At 64.9% G+C, this 12,716-nt stretch carries 13 protein-coding genes; 8 read left to right on the top strand and 5 right to left on the bottom strand.

The features are described 5' to 3' along the window. The first annotated feature begins 25 nt into the window (after window positions 1–25). The 5 genes from D3261_RS01665 (at window position 26) to D3261_RS01645 (ending at window position 4,021) form a co-directional block, all read left to right on the top strand. Window positions 26–997, top strand: coding sequence for an aldo/keto reductase (locus D3261_RS01665; RefSeq protein ID WP_120068045.1), 972 nt, complete (start codon window positions 26–28; stop codon window positions 995–997). 114 nt (window positions 998–1,111) lie between these two features. Then, window positions 1,112–1,372, top strand: coding sequence for a hypothetical protein (locus D3261_RS01660; RefSeq protein WP_120068042.1), 261 nt, complete (start codon window positions 1,112–1,114; stop codon window positions 1,370–1,372). A 67-nt stretch (window positions 1,373–1,439) separates the two neighbouring features. Then, window positions 1,440–2,030, top strand: coding sequence for a hypothetical protein (locus tag D3261_RS01655; RefSeq protein WP_120068039.1), 591 nt, complete (start codon window positions 1,440–1,442; stop codon window positions 2,028–2,030). A gap of 86 nt (window positions 2,031–2,116) precedes the next feature. Beyond that, window positions 2,117–3,571, top strand: coding sequence for a DASH family cryptochrome (locus tag D3261_RS01650; RefSeq protein ID WP_120068037.1), 1,455 nt, complete (start codon window positions 2,117–2,119; stop codon window positions 3,569–3,571). 108 nt (window positions 3,572–3,679) lie between these two features. Continuing rightward, complete coding sequence (locus tag D3261_RS01645; protein ID WP_120068249.1) at window positions 3,680–4,021, top strand: 2Fe-2S iron-sulfur cluster binding domain-containing protein; 342 nt, start codon at window positions 3,680–3,682, stop codon at window positions 4,019–4,021. A gap of 43 nt (window positions 4,022–4,064) precedes the next feature. Here D3261_RS01645 and D3261_RS20810 read toward each other — a convergent pair whose 3' ends face one another. Next, window positions 4,065–4,187 carry a hypothetical protein gene (locus tag D3261_RS20810; protein WP_255409174.1) on the bottom strand — a complete coding sequence of 41 codons (123 nt, stop codon included), beginning with the start codon at window positions 4,185–4,187 and terminating at the stop codon, window positions 4,065–4,067. Between the two features lie 153 nt (window positions 4,188–4,340). Between D3261_RS20810 and D3261_RS01640 the strand changes: the two genes are divergently transcribed. Next, window positions 4,341–4,601: a PRC-barrel domain containing protein gene (locus D3261_RS01640; protein ID WP_120068034.1), complete on the top strand. Its 261-nt coding sequence runs from the start codon at window positions 4,341–4,343 to the stop codon at window positions 4,599–4,601. Window positions 4,602–4,692: 91 nt separating this feature from the next. Here the strand turns inward: D3261_RS01640 and D3261_RS01635 are convergent, their stop codons facing one another. The 3 genes from D3261_RS01635 to D3261_RS20555 all read right to left on the bottom strand — a co-directional run bounded on the left by D3261_RS01635 (window position 4,693) and on the right by D3261_RS20555 (window position 8,805). Next, window positions 4,693–5,457 carry a hypothetical protein gene (locus D3261_RS01635; protein ID WP_120068031.1) on the bottom strand — a complete coding sequence of 255 codons (765 nt, stop codon included), beginning with the start codon at window positions 5,455–5,457 and terminating at the stop codon, window positions 4,693–4,695. A gap of 125 nt (window positions 5,458–5,582) precedes the next feature. Next, window positions 5,583–7,418: an SLC13 family permease gene (locus D3261_RS01630; RefSeq protein ID WP_394337571.1), complete on the bottom strand. Its 1,836-nt coding sequence runs from the start codon at window positions 7,416–7,418 to the stop codon at window positions 5,583–5,585. A 241-nt stretch (window positions 7,419–7,659) separates the two neighbouring features. Beyond that, on the bottom strand, window positions 7,660–8,805 hold the full coding sequence (locus D3261_RS20555; protein ID WP_233553812.1) for an integrin: 1,146 nt from the start codon (window positions 8,803–8,805) through the stop codon (window positions 7,660–7,662). 270 nt (window positions 8,806–9,075) lie between these two features. On the opposite strand from D3261_RS20555, the gene D3261_RS01615 reads away from it, so the two are divergent. Both D3261_RS01615 and D3261_RS20230 read left to right on the top strand, forming a co-directional pair. Next, on the top strand, window positions 9,076–10,122 hold the full coding sequence (locus D3261_RS01615) for a Gfo/Idh/MocA family protein (protein WP_120068019.1): 1,047 nt from the start codon (window positions 9,076–9,078) through the stop codon (window positions 10,120–10,122). 223 nt (window positions 10,123–10,345) lie between these two features. Beyond that, entirely contained in the window at window positions 10,346–10,483 is a 138-nt protein-coding gene (locus D3261_RS20230) for a hypothetical protein (RefSeq protein ID WP_199693866.1), read from the top strand. Between the two features lie 2 nt (window positions 10,484–10,485). Here D3261_RS20230 and D3261_RS01610 read toward each other — a convergent pair whose 3' ends face one another. Next, complete coding sequence (locus tag D3261_RS01610; RefSeq protein ID WP_120068016.1) at window positions 10,486–12,606, bottom strand: hypothetical protein; 2,121 nt, start codon at window positions 12,604–12,606, stop codon at window positions 10,486–10,488. Window positions 12,607–12,716 lie beyond the last annotated feature (110 nt).

The raw sequence follows: 12,716 nt of genomic DNA, 5'->3' as shown, positions 1-12,716 counted from the left end.
TACTGGTTCGTGTGGTCGAATAGGCGTGGAATACACGACACTCGGCTCCACGGGGATGGAGGTCTCGAAGATCTGCCTCGGTTGTATGAGCTTCGGGAGCGGCCACGACTGGATGCTCGACGAGGACGAAGGGCGCGAACTCGTCGAACGCGCCATCGACCACGGCATCAACTTCTTCGATACGGCGAACACCTACTCCGCGGGCGAGAGCGAGGCGATCCTGGGGAACGTGCTCTCGGAGTACGACCGCGATCGGCAGGTCGTCGCCACCAAGGTCCGCTTCAGCGGGGCGATCGACCACCGAAACGCCGTCGGGCTCTCCCGGAAGACCATCGAGCAGGAGTTAGCGCACTCCCTCGACCGACTGGGGATGGACACGGTCGACCTCTATCAGATCCATCGGTGGGACTACTCGACGCCGATCGAGACCACGCTTCACGCCCTCGACGACGCGGTTCATCGCGGCGACGTCCGCCACATCGGCGCGTCCTCGATGTGGGCCCACCAGTTCGAACACGCCCTAGACGTCGCGGACGACCACGGTCTCGCACGGTTCGAGACGATGCAGGACCTCTATCACCTGGCCTATCGCGAGGAGGAACGCGAGATGCTCCCGGTTTGTCGGCGCGAGAACGTCGGGGTCATGCCCTGGAGCCCGCTCGGTGCGGGCTATCTCACACGCCCGCACGCGGAGTTCGCGACGACCACCCGGAGCGAACACGAACTCGACGAAGGGGTGCCGTACCACGAGGGGCCGGGGAGCGAGGCGATCAACGACCGCGTGCAGGAGTTGGCCGACGAGTACGACGCGACGATGGCACAGATCGCCCTCGCCTGGCAGTTCCAGAACGAGAACGTCGATGCGCCGATCGTCGGGACGTCGAGCATCGAACACCTCGACGCCGCGGTGGCCGCCCTCGACATCGACCTCTCGGATTCGGACGTCGAGTACCTCGAAGCACCGTACCATCCGGTGGCGATCTACGGACACGACTGAGCCGCCCTCGGCGTGGATATCGTGTCTCACTTCGTACCCCGGCCTCGACGAGCGGGTGTTCGGCTCGGGAGACGAGAGCGAAAGGCTATCGCCGTCCAGCCCGACGGTTCTTCCATGGTCGAGACGGCAGGGACCACCTCCGGACGGCGTATTCTCGGTGCCATCGCGGCTCTAACCGTTCTCGTCGTCGCTGGGGTCGGCTACTACCTCGGCCGGTTGGACCCGGCGAGCACGGCGACGTTCTTGGGGTTCACCTTTCCGCAAACGCCGTACAGCATGGCCGGGTTCGGTGTCGTCTTCGCGTTGAGTAGTTTCTTCGTTCTGTACGCGTGCATCACCGTGTTCTCCTCAGCGGACACGGAGAGCGACGCCTGACATCACTATCGGTCGTGCGAACCGCTATCCGGTCCCTTATTTCCCCTTGTGCCCGTGTTCTGGTACGATGACGAGTATCAACGAGAACATCATCTCGGAGGCCCAAGACCGCAATCAGAACCTGCTCGCCGAGGAGTTCCTCAAGCTGATCGAGACGTACCACCCGCACGAGGAGCCGGGCGTGAGCCGGGAGACGGTCGCAGCGTACTCGGAGGCGCTCACCGACGGTGCGGACGGGAGCTTCGACCGTGGGACGTTCGACGAAACGGTGAACGCACGGCTCACCGACGCCGATACGTGGGTCGATGCCGACAGCTTCTACGCCCTGGGGACGGACCGAGTAAGCATCTACCCCGGCTCCTGGCACGACGCGCTCGGTCGGTCGACGGACGTCCGCGAGTACGTCCGATATCTCCGCGACGAGGCGGACGACTTCGAGGCCTTCGGGTCCCAGGGAACCGGGGCGGGGATACCCGAGAGCGACCTCATCGACATCGTCGCCGTCGTCGGTCGGACCGACCCCGACGCGGTCAAAGCACGTATCGAGGACCTCAGAAACGACGGTGAGATCGTCGAAGGCCCCGACCAGCATCCGGCCGCGCGCGTTCGGCTCGCCGAGGACGCCGACGAGGTCCAGGACCCGACGCTCGACAAGTGAACGGGCGGCGCTCTCGAAGCGGCATCCCCTCGTCCTCGCTGCCGGTACGGCGGAGTTGATGGTTCCGGATCGCCTCCTGCAGATCGATGAGTGACGCTGCTATCGTCTGGTTTCGGACCGACCTCCGTCTTCACGACAACGAGGCACTTGCGCGGGCCGTCGACACCCACGACGAGGTGCTCCCGGTCTACTGCTTCGACCCGCGCGAGTTCGACACCACAATGTTCGGGCTCCGGAAGACCGGCCCCCATCGAACGCGATTCCTCGTCGAGAGCGTTCGAGACCTCAAGCGCTCGTTCCGGGAGCACGGCGGTGACCTCTTCGTTCGGCGTGGACTCCCCGAAGAACTCCTCCCAGGTCTCGCCAACGAGTACGGGGCCGAGACGGTCTACTATCAGACGACGCCGTCGACCGAGGAGCGCGCCGTCGAGAGCGCAGTGGTCGACGGGCTCGACCAACGGGGCGTCGACCACCACCGGGTCTGGGGAAAGACGCTCTACCACATCGACGACCTCCCCGTCGAGGTCGATCGCATCGACGACACGTTCACACCGTGGCGAAAGACCGTCGAGAACGAGGCGACGGTACGCGAGACGTTCGAGACGCCGGCACCGAACGATCTCGCGGTGACGCTCTTCGAGGGCGACTCCGAACCCGACCCGACGGCTATCCCGACGCCACTGGCGTCGGACGACACGGAACGAGCGCCCGACGACCGAGCGGTCCTCGACTTCGAGGGTGGCGAGACCGCCAGCCTCCAGCGATTGGACGAGTACGTCTGGGAGGGCGACCACCTGCGCGAGTACAAGGCGACCCGCAACGGACTGCTCGGGCCCGACTACTCTTCGAAGTTCTCGCCGTGGCTCGCGCTCGGCTGTCTCTCACCTCGCCGTGTCTACGAGGCAGTCGAGCGGTACGAGCACGAGCGCGTCGCCAACGAGTCGACCTACTGGCTGGTGTTCGAATTGCTCTGGCGCGATTACATGACCTTCCAGTTCGAAAAGCACGGTGCGGCGTTCTTCACGCCGACGGGGATCCGAGGTGTCGAGAAGAACTGGCGGAGGGACGAGACGGCCTTCGAACGGTGGGCCGCCGGTGAGACCGGTATCCCGTTCGTCGACGCCAACATGCGCGAGCTGAATCGGACGGGATACATGTCGAACCGTGGCCGGCAGAACGTGGCGAGTTTCCTCGCGGACGTCCTCGAACTCGACTGGCGGCGGGGAGCGGCGTACTTCGAGGCGCGACTCGTCGACTACGACGTCTGCTCGAACTGGGGCAACTGGGCCTACCAGGCCGGCGTCGGTAACGACTCGCGGGACGGCTACTTCCACGTTCTCGATCAGGGCAAGCGCTACGACTCGGATGCCGAGTACATCCGCCGCTGGCTCCCGGCGCTCGGGGGGTTGCCCGCCGACGCCTGCCACGAGCCGTGGCAGCTCTCGGATGGGCAACAGGAGATGTACGGCGTCGAACTCGGCGAGGAGTATCCGGAGCCGATGGTCGACGTCGAGGCCGTCTACGAACGACTGGCGAAGTAGTCCGCCGTTCGATAGCGCCACTGGATCGTCCTCTCACCTGATACCGTCCGGAGCGAGGGGGCCCAATCCGACGGTGGTGTTCACGTGGTTCGAACCCGTATCGAGGTCATGGACGAGCGAATCCCCGTGACGGTCGTCACCGACGACGACGAGACGACCATCGAGGTCGGACGTGGTGAGAATCTCCGGGATACGCTGTTGGCGCACGGGTTCCCCGTCTACGGAGCGGTATCGAAACACGCCAACTGTGGCGGGCGGGGTCTGTGTGCGACCTGCACCGTCGAGGTCGATCCGGCTCCGGAGCCGACTCACTGGCACGATGCTGCGGCTGCTCGGTTCGGTTATCCCCGCCTCTCGTGCTGTATCGAGGTCGAGGACCCGCTCAGGGTTCGGCTCCTCGATAAGTACGTCTGGGGGCAGATACTCCCTCGTCGGCCGGATGCCCCGTAGGTACCGCGACCGCTCGTTGGGTCCCGACGAGCAGCTGGGTGACTCACTCCAGGACGAGCACTTCCCCGCAGTTCGCACACGGGATGGCGTTCTGGTCCGACCGCGGGCGCTCCGGCTCCCCGTAATCCGTTTCGGCACCGCACTCCGGACAGACGACGATCTCCATACCGATCGACCATGCTATACGTAACCAAACACGTCTTGCTTGCCCACGCAAGGAGCGCCGGACGGGGTGGAGCGCGGATGCGGGTTCGAGCGAAGGGACGGCTCCTCGAAGGGCCGCAAACGGCATGGCCCTCCGGAACGTACGCCATGCCTCATGAGTACGGAGAAACTCACGGAGGACGACATCGGAAAGGACGTCGTGAACGCGAACGGCGCGACGGTCGGTGTCGTCGTGAGTGTCGAGGACGGGGTCGCTCACGTCGACGCTGACCCGGACATCACCGATGCGGTGAAAGCCGAACTCGGGTTGAACGACGTCTCCGAGGAGACGTTCCCGCTCCACCCGGGCGACGTGAGTGCGCGTACCGACGGCGAACTCCGGGTGACGGACGTCGCCGGTGTGGACGAGCGGTGACATCCCCCTCCATGTGAACGCTGGGTGGACATCGAGTGGACGTCGTCGGTTGCACTTTCGAGCTCACCAGGTGTTCAGACCAATAGTCCCGTCACCGACTGGGGACGGTCGAAAAGCGTGTCGCGCCACCGATATCCGGTCTGCTCGAAGGGACCGTCGAGTGCGTCGTCGAGTTACTCGGCGAACCTCCCTCGCTGCCGCCGACCTTCTCGTCGAGCGCGCCGCTCTTCTCGTGAGCCGTTTCGTACGCCGCTTGGAGGCCGTCCTGGGGGGAGAGGTCGGTACCACTCTCTTGTTCCTCCGTTTCCGAATCGCTCTCGTCCGTGATGAGACCGTTCAGGAGCGCGTCGTCGAGCTCCGCTTTCTCTTTCATCAACGCCCGAAGGTCCACCACCTGAAGCAGCTTCCCGTAGTCGACGAGTTCGGTGAGCCGCCCGAAGTCGACCGAGTCCGTCGGTTTCCCAGCGACGACTGCTCCGGGAACCTCCCTTCCTTCTATCGCCGACGGTAGCCCACTCAGTTCGACGGCGTCCGGCAGCGCGGCGACGTCGACCGTTTCGAGGAGGTCGGTCGCCGCCTCGATCACCACTCGGAGGTCGTCGATCTCCTCCTGGGAGTCCTGGAGTGAGCCGTTCCCTCGAAGCCACTCTCGCAGCGCAGCGATGCCGGGGTCCGCCCGTTCCAGTAGCTCCCCCGCTTCGAGCGCGACATCGGCGATAGCCGTCTCGGTAGTCCCGTCGTTCGACCTCGGTCCTCCCCTCGACTGCTGCAGCGCGCCTTCGAGCCGTTGGCGGGTGTCGCCAAGGCTCGGTCCTTGGCCCTTCTCCGCCGCAGAGCGGTCGACACGGACGCTCATACCGCGAACCTCTGTGCTGTGGGATGGGTTGTACTCATACGAATGCCTCTCGTTCGTTCGAGGGTCCGGTTCTGGATAGCCTTCGTGCCAGCGGTGGCAAGTTTCGACGAGTGCTGAAGAGGGTGTCAGATTCCCCAGAGCGTCGCGATCCCGAGGACCGTCACGACCGAGAGCACTATCTGTAGCGGTGCGCCGACACGGGTGTAGTCGGTGAACCGGTAGCCACCGGGTCCGTAGACGAGGAGGTTGGTCTGGTACCCGATCGGTGTCATGAAGTCGGCGCTCGCCGCGAACGTCACGGCGAGCACGAACGCGAACGGGTTCGCGCCGATCTCGGCGGCGGTCGCCACCCCGACCGGAACGAGGAGGACGACGCTTCCGGCGTTGCTCACCACGGCGGTCGTGAGCGCCGTAATGACGTAGAACACCCAGAGGACACCGAGTGCCGGGAGGTAGACGGCGCTCTCGGCGACCAGCCCGCCGATCAGGGTCGCGGCCCCGGTCTCGGTGAACGCGGTCCCCAGCGGGATGAGCCCCGCCAGCAGGAAGATCACGTCCCACTCGACCGCGTCGTAGAGCTCGTCGGGTTTGAGCACACCCCCGAGCACCATCGCGACCACACCCCCGAGCGCGGCGACCAGGATATCGAGCACGCCGAGCGCGGCGAGACCCACTACGCCGAGAACGATCCCGACCGCCAGCGGAAGCTTCGCGCGCCGGTACTCCCGGTTGGGGAGTTCGCGCGCGACGATCACGTTCGGGTCGGCCGCCATCCGTTCGAGGGTCGCCGTGGGGGCGTGGACGAGGAGGGTGTCCCCGCGGTCGAGGACGAGGCCCTCGATCCGCCTGTGGAGGAGGTCGTTCCCACGCCGGACCGAGAGGAGATCGACGTCGTACTCGCGTTCGAGAGGCGTCCCGGTCATCCGCTCGCCCACGAACGACGACCCGGTCGGGACCACGAGCTCGACCAACGTTCGCGGTCCACAGACCGGATCGGAGTCGCGACTTCCCTCTCCGGGGCCCCCGGCAGCCCCATCCGACGAGTCGTCGAGGGCTGCCTCGGAGACGTCCGTGGGGGTGATGGACAACCCCTGGGTCGAGATCAGGCGTTGGATGCGGTCGGGACGGGCACGAACGATGAGCGTATCGCCATCGTCGATCGACGTCTCGGCGGTCGAATCGTCGACCTCTCGACCGTCGCGGAGCAGCCGAACCACGGCGACGTCGGCCGGAAACGCCCCGTCGACCGTTTCGACCGGACGTCCAACGAGCGGCGACCCGTCGGTGACGACGACCTCCGTGAGGTACTCGCCCATCTCGTACTCCGCGAGCAGTCCGTCGGTGGCTTCGATCCGTTCGGGGATGAGCCGATGACCGACGAGCAAGAGATATCCGGCCCCGGTGAGGAAGACGATGGCCCCCAGCGCCGTGAACTCGAACATCGAAAACGGACGGCCGAGCAGCCGTGCGGAGACGTCGCTCGCGACGAGGTTCGTCGAGGTCCCGATCAACGTGAGCATCCCGCCGACCATCGACGCGTAGGAGAGCGGTATCAGAAGCTTCGACGGCGAGGTCCCGCCCTCGCGTGCGAGGTCCGAGACGGCCGGGATCAACATGGCGACGATCGGTGTGTTGTTCAGCACCCCCGACGGAAGGCCCGCGACCGAGATCACCGAGAGGAGCTGCCGTCGCTCGTTGTCGCCGGCGAAGGTCGCCATTCGTGCGCCGAGGCGCTGGACCGCACCCGTACGACTCACGCCCGCACTCAGGATGAACATCGCGAGGACGGTGATCGTGGCGCTGTTCGAAAAGCCCGCGACGCCCTCCTCGACGGAGATCCGGGTCCACGGTTCGAGCACCATCAGCGCGACCATGACGATCAGCGCGGTGACGTCGACCGGAACGCGCTCGGTCGCGAACAGCCCGAACGCGAGCAGGGTGATCGCGAAGACGACGACCATTCCGGTCGTGACCGACGGGAGTTGAAGGGGGACCGCGACACCGATCGACATACTGGTCCCGCTCCGCTTCGCACGCAGATAACGGGACCCATGCCGGTCACGGTCGTATTCGTTCGAATTCGTCGCAGCTGTGGACCACACCGCTTCCGTCTGGGGCAGTGCTAGAAGGTGCTGGTCCCGATCCCGTTCCTCTCACACGTCGGAGGCGGGGCTTCGCCCCGTCTCTCTCGGCAGCCACGGGTCACTGGTTCGACGACTCCTCGCTCTCTCCCGGTTCGAGGGTCGCCCACAACTCGTCGTTCTGGTAGATCCTCAGTGTCGCTGTGCCGTTGTTCTCGGCGCTGTAGAGCAGGCCGTCCGACGAGTACGTATCGACACCACCTGACCCAACGAAGCCGTATGCACCCGAAACGTACCCCGTGTAATCGGGGTTCTCGGCCGTCGTCCCGGGGTTCGCCCGGCTCTCGTAGAAGAACGCAGCCGTGCCGCCCTCTCCGGCCGAGAGCGTGTAGTTCGAGGCTCCCTCGCCGACCGCCTCGACTCTGACGGTGTTTTGCCCTGTCGACGGTGCCTCGGGGTCGACGCGTTCGTTCTCGGTTCCCTGGTCCGGTGACACCGTCTCGTAGAGCTCTCCATCGAGATAGACCTGCAGCGGAACGTCGCCATCGTTGACGAAGCTGAGGGAGGGGTCGTCCAGAACAGTCGGTCTGTACTGATAGCTATCGACCCCGTTGTCCCCGACGAACCCTTCGGCGTAGTAGGGGTCGTCGAGGATCACTCGGTCCTCGTAACTGGCCGAGTCGTCGGTATCGGCCTCCGCTCCCAGTTCGATATCCGGCCCGCTTCCCCCATACATTCGGTAGTACGAGCCGCCCGACCCGTCCGCGACGATGGTTACGTTGTACCAGCCCTCACGGGACGAATCCGTCTCCGCTGCCGTCTCCGTCCGTGTGGCTGTCGCCGTTGCGGTTGGCGTCTCCGTCGGCGTCGGTGTCTCCGTTGCAGTCGCAGTCGCTGTCTCCGTGGCGGTCGGTGTTGGCGTCTCTGTTGCCGTGGACGTCGGTGTCTCAGTGGGTGTCGGTGTCGACGTTGACGTAGCGGTCGGTATCGATGTAGACGTGCGTGTCGGGGTGTCAACCGGTGTTCCAGTCGTCGTTCCGGTCGACGTTGCCGTTGATGTGGACGTTCCCGCCCCCGTCGTGGTCCCCGCTGTTTGCGTCCCCGGAGCCGCTGCGGCGGTCGCGGTAGAGGTGTTCGCCGGTCCACCCGCGTCGGTCGCCGTCGGAGCCGCCGTCGAGGTGTCCTCGGGTGCCTGGGAGAGGAAACTACAGCCGGCGAGCGGTATCGACAGGACCACCAGAACGACGAGCAGGGAGCGGCGATTCATCGTCGGCTCCCTCCCCGCCGAACGGCCCGTCGGTTCGTCGGCAGCTCACGGACCGATCGCTTCTCGACACGAACCGGGCACCAAACCATTTCGTTGGTCATCAAACCCGCTCCACATCAGTATTCGGATCCGGTTTCCCAGCCGATCTCCGGCCGAGTGTCCGGAGCCTGAAGACGACGGCGAAGCTGGTGGAACGCTCCCATCCGAGTCAGGAACGATCGGTGGCTCGCGGATACGATACGTTATGTCCCTGGAGGGGCCCAAGCGGATATGACCTGGCGCATCGTCGGCGCGAACTTCGACCAGATGCACATGAACACCAATCTCGCGTGGGCTGCGGACCACCCCGGGGCCGAGGTGGTCGGGCTCTGCGACGAGACCCCGGAGACCTCCACCGGGTCGCTTGAAGCGGCCGCTGCGGACCGTGACGTGTCTTCCGACCGGTGCTACGACGACCTCGAAGACTGTCTGTGCGCCCTCGAACCGGACATCGTGCTCGGCGGGCCGATGAACTCGGCGCACCCCCGGTTCGTCGAACGGGTCCTCGCTCACGACATCCATGTCGCCATCGAGAAACCGTTCGCCCGCTCGTTGGCCGACGCCGACCGGATGCTGGACGCGGCGGCGAACTCGGACGGACGGCTCGCGGTCAACTGGCCGGTGACCTGGTCCCCCGTCCATCAAACGCTCCGGGAACTCCTCACGACCGACACGATCGGGGAGATCGTCGAGATCCAGTACTACGGGGGGAACGCGGGCGCGCCGCCGGATGACAGCTGGTTCTACGAGACGGAATCCGGCGGTGGCTCCCTGCTGGACTACCTCGGCTACGGCGCGACGTTCGCGACGTGGTTTCGAGACGGCGAGCTCCCGAAAGCCGTCTCGGCACACACCCACCCCACAGGCGACACCGACGTCGACCGCCAGAGCGTGACCGTCTGTCGATACGAGACCGGTCTCTCGACCTTTCAGACCTCGCTTCGGATGCCAACGCACCCCTGGGAGCACGATTCGACACCGGCGAAGGGCTACGAGGTCGTCGGGACCGAGGGGGCCATCACGACTCGTCAGCACGGGAGCCCGATCCGGGTGCAGACGTCCGAGTCGCCGGACGGCTACGTCGTCGAACCGGAGCCGCTCGAAGCGCCCCACGCGAACCTCGTGCAGTATTTCGTCCACTGTCTCGAAAACGAGATATCGTTCACCGGACCGACGGACCCGGCGTTCTGCCGATCTGCCCAACGGATCATCGAGACGGCCCAACGAAGCGCCGCCACGAACGGGGAGGCACTGCCCCTCCGTGGCGACCCGCGATAGTCCGTCCGTCGTCGGATTAGGCCATCGACCGTTGGTTGCGCTGCGCTTTCGACCCGGCCGGTGACCCTGAGGAGCACGATTCTGCGGGGGTGTATTGCCATGTATCGGGCATGTCGAAGGTCTCAATCGGAAATCTCTATGATGTTACGAGAAAAACCAATTCAGTTCATATCATAACTATTCGAAAATATTCATATCGAGGGCGTGCCTTCGGTAAAACGCAATGTCCGATACCAACGAACTCCGGACGTACCTCCAGAACCACCCGAAAACCCTCGCCGCGCTGTTCGGCCTGATGGTCCTCCTATCACAGGCGGGCAGTGCAGCAGCGGCCAATAGTGGTGCCTACGCCGGCCCGTAAATCTATAGTTCGTCAGCGCCGATCTGAGAACTCCACCGTAGCTTTCCATCGATCTTCACAGGATCGTCCGAGAGCGAAAAGAAATCCATGAGCTCGTCCTTCGTGAGACCCTTCTCCTGAATATCCTCAGTGGAGATGTGGTATTCGCTATTGTCCAGATATGGTATAACCAACGTTCCCATCCCGGTTCTCGACGTGTGGTACGCACTGAACGTCAGATCGAACAAGTCGCCGTTGCGTTCGATGTGCAGTAGGTTCGCGGTCAGACTTTCGGCTTGTGCGATCGAGAGGGTTCCATCGCCCACGACGAGGTACTCCTCGCCCATGATGCTCTCGTCACGCGCGATGTCGAGCGCTGGCCGGAGCGGAAACCCGCAGTTGAGGAGGCGTGCGAGCGTCCGGCCGATCCTGACCGCTTCACAGTTCAGGACGTCGCTGAGCGTAACGATACCGCCGATGGCCCCGTGTTCGATGAGGGCCATGCCCTGGCGGTAGGACTGACACGCGTTGAGCAAGAACGCGTCCACACCCACGGACTCCAACGTCGTCGCGTCGAGCTTGCCGTCCGCGCACTCGAAGCCCTCGGGGTCGACGTGCCCGATGTAGTGGAGGAAATCGGTCCGGGACGAAAGCACCGCCTTCAGTTCCGCGGTCGTAAGCTCGCGCTCGACGGTGATGTCGAAGGGCAGCTCGTCGCGCTCACCGTAGACCTCGTTGATGAAGTCACGCTCTTCGTCCATCGTCGCGTCGTTGCAGACGACCGTTATCCCGATGTCACCGGCCGTCGGTGTCCGGTCGAGGTGATGCCTGTAGGCTTCGATGGCGGCCTTGCTCGCGTTCACGGGTGTCCCCTCGCCCACCCACATCTGCTCCAGCGAATCGTCCAGTTCCGGTTCCACGAACGTGTCCTCGGGCTGGACGACGGTTCCCGAACTCGCACTCCGCGTGAAACTCTCGCGTCGAGCCGATTCAGCTATTGGCGCTCCGTCACCCTCCATGACCCCTGCCGTGGCGGGGTTCGGTGCGTTCGTCGTCTCGCCACACCGAACGATCGCGAGGTCGTTGACGGCGAACGGGAGCATCTCGACGCTGGACGCCGTTGGTTCGACGTGTGTGGTGAGCTTCCACTTCGGGAGGTGGGCTTCGAGGGTCTCGAATGGAACGGCGAGATAGGTCTCGAGTTGGTCGGCCAACGAACGGTCGTACAGAGCGGCGAAGTCGAGTTCGAGGTCGCCTTCGAGCGCCCCTCGCTCGTGAACCGCCACAGGAGAGAGCCCTTCGGTACGCGTGAGACAGTCGAGGAAGAACACCTGTTTCAGGGTGCGCTCGACGGTCCGTTCGAACCCCAGGGGGCCATCCAGGTCGTACTGGAAACCGGTGTCGGCTCGCAGGAGCGGTTCGTCGCCGGGGACCAGACGGGCACCGAGGTAGTACGCCAGCGGCGCGGCGATGAGTATCATCCGGCGGTCGGCTGGAAGTTCGATGACGACACCCGAATCGGGCGGTTCGAGCCCCGCGAGGTCGAGTTCGTCCCCGAGCTCGACCAGCGGGGGGTGGCCCCGCAGCGTCGGGAACGACCGCTCCGGGCTCACCGTCTTGAGGGCCGAACCGAACGTCGAGACCGCCCGCATCAGGTCCTCGGAGTCCGACGTCGTCGTCACCGTCGCTGCCGGTTGGTCGTGGTGTGACCGCGCTCCCACCACGACCGCCGTCTCCTCGCCGAACTCGATGCGCATGGTCTCGGCGGTGGCATGCAGCGTGATCGGACTCTCGACCAGGAGATAGAGCTTGATCGGCGCACTCAGCTCGACCGTGTACCGACCGGCGGGCAACTCCTCGAAGGCGAAGTGCTCCGCTTCACACAGCGGCGCTCCCTCCTCGTCGCGGACGTGCACGGAGACGACGCTCGGGAGCGAGATGGCTTCGGTACGGACCGAGACGGCGGTATCGACCGGGAACCGGAAGTCCTCCGTCGTAGCTGGCTTCGGCTGCACCCTCTCCCGTGTTGACAGCATGTAGCGGTGCCGTTCGATCGGATCGACCGCCACCAGCCCACCGCTCTGTGGAGCCTCGAAGAACGGCTCCTTCCCAGCCCCCCTGGATAATCCATCCAACTCGCTCATCCTCTATTCTTCAGGTACGCTCGCCGAAGTAAAAGCGTAGCGGTGATCGCGGTGGTGTTCCCGTGCCCACAGACCGAACGCTACCCGGTAAGCGAGGATCGCTCAAGCGA

This window comes from Halococcus sp. IIIV-5B (assembly GCF_003602035.1).
GTDB classification, from domain to species: Archaea; Halobacteriota; Halobacteria; order Halobacteriales; family Halococcaceae; genus Halococcus; species Halococcus salsus.
The sequence above is the reverse complement of the archived record's forward strand: the minus strand, read 5'-3'. Positions and strand labels throughout refer to the sequence as shown.

What these genes read in the sequence shown, in the direction of transcription:
- D3261_RS01660 (WP_120068042.1), top strand. Translation starts at nt 1,112, where the DNA reads ATGGTCGAGACGGCAGGGACCACCTCCGGACGGCGTATTCTCGGTGCC.
- D3261_RS01645 (WP_120068249.1), top strand. Translation starts at nt 3,680, where the DNA reads ATGGACGAGCGAATCCCCGTGACGGTCGTCACCGACGACGACGAGACG.
- D3261_RS01635 (WP_120068031.1), bottom strand. Translation starts at nt 5,457, where the DNA reads ATGAGCGTCCGTGTCGACCGCTCTGCGGCGGAGAAGGGCCAAGGACCG.
- D3261_RS20810 (WP_255409174.1), bottom strand. Translation starts at nt 4,187, where the DNA reads ATGGAGATCGTCGTCTGTCCGGAGTGCGGTGCCGAAACGGATTACGGG.
- D3261_RS01650 (WP_120068037.1), top strand. Translation starts at nt 2,117, where the DNA reads ATGAGTGACGCTGCTATCGTCTGGTTTCGGACCGACCTCCGTCTTCAC.
- D3261_RS20230 (WP_199693866.1), top strand. Translation starts at nt 10,346, where the DNA reads ATGTCCGATACCAACGAACTCCGGACGTACCTCCAGAACCACCCGAAA.
- D3261_RS01655 (WP_120068039.1), top strand. Translation starts at nt 1,440, where the DNA reads ATGACGAGTATCAACGAGAACATCATCTCGGAGGCCCAAGACCGCAAT.
- D3261_RS01615 (WP_120068019.1), top strand. Translation starts at nt 9,076, where the DNA reads ATGACCTGGCGCATCGTCGGCGCGAACTTCGACCAGATGCACATGAAC.
- D3261_RS01610 (WP_120068016.1), bottom strand. Translation starts at nt 12,606, where the DNA reads ATGAGCGAGTTGGATGGATTATCCAGGGGGGCTGGGAAGGAGCCGTTC.
- D3261_RS20555 (WP_233553812.1), bottom strand. Translation starts at nt 8,805, where the DNA reads ATGAATCGCCGCTCCCTGCTCGTCGTTCTGGTGGTCCTGTCGATACCG.
- D3261_RS01630 (WP_394337571.1), bottom strand. Translation starts at nt 7,418, where the DNA reads ATGGTCGTCGTCTTCGCGATCACCCTGCTCGCGTTCGGGCTGTTCGCG.
- D3261_RS01640 (WP_120068034.1), top strand. Translation starts at nt 4,341, where the DNA reads ATGAGTACGGAGAAACTCACGGAGGACGACATCGGAAAGGACGTCGTG.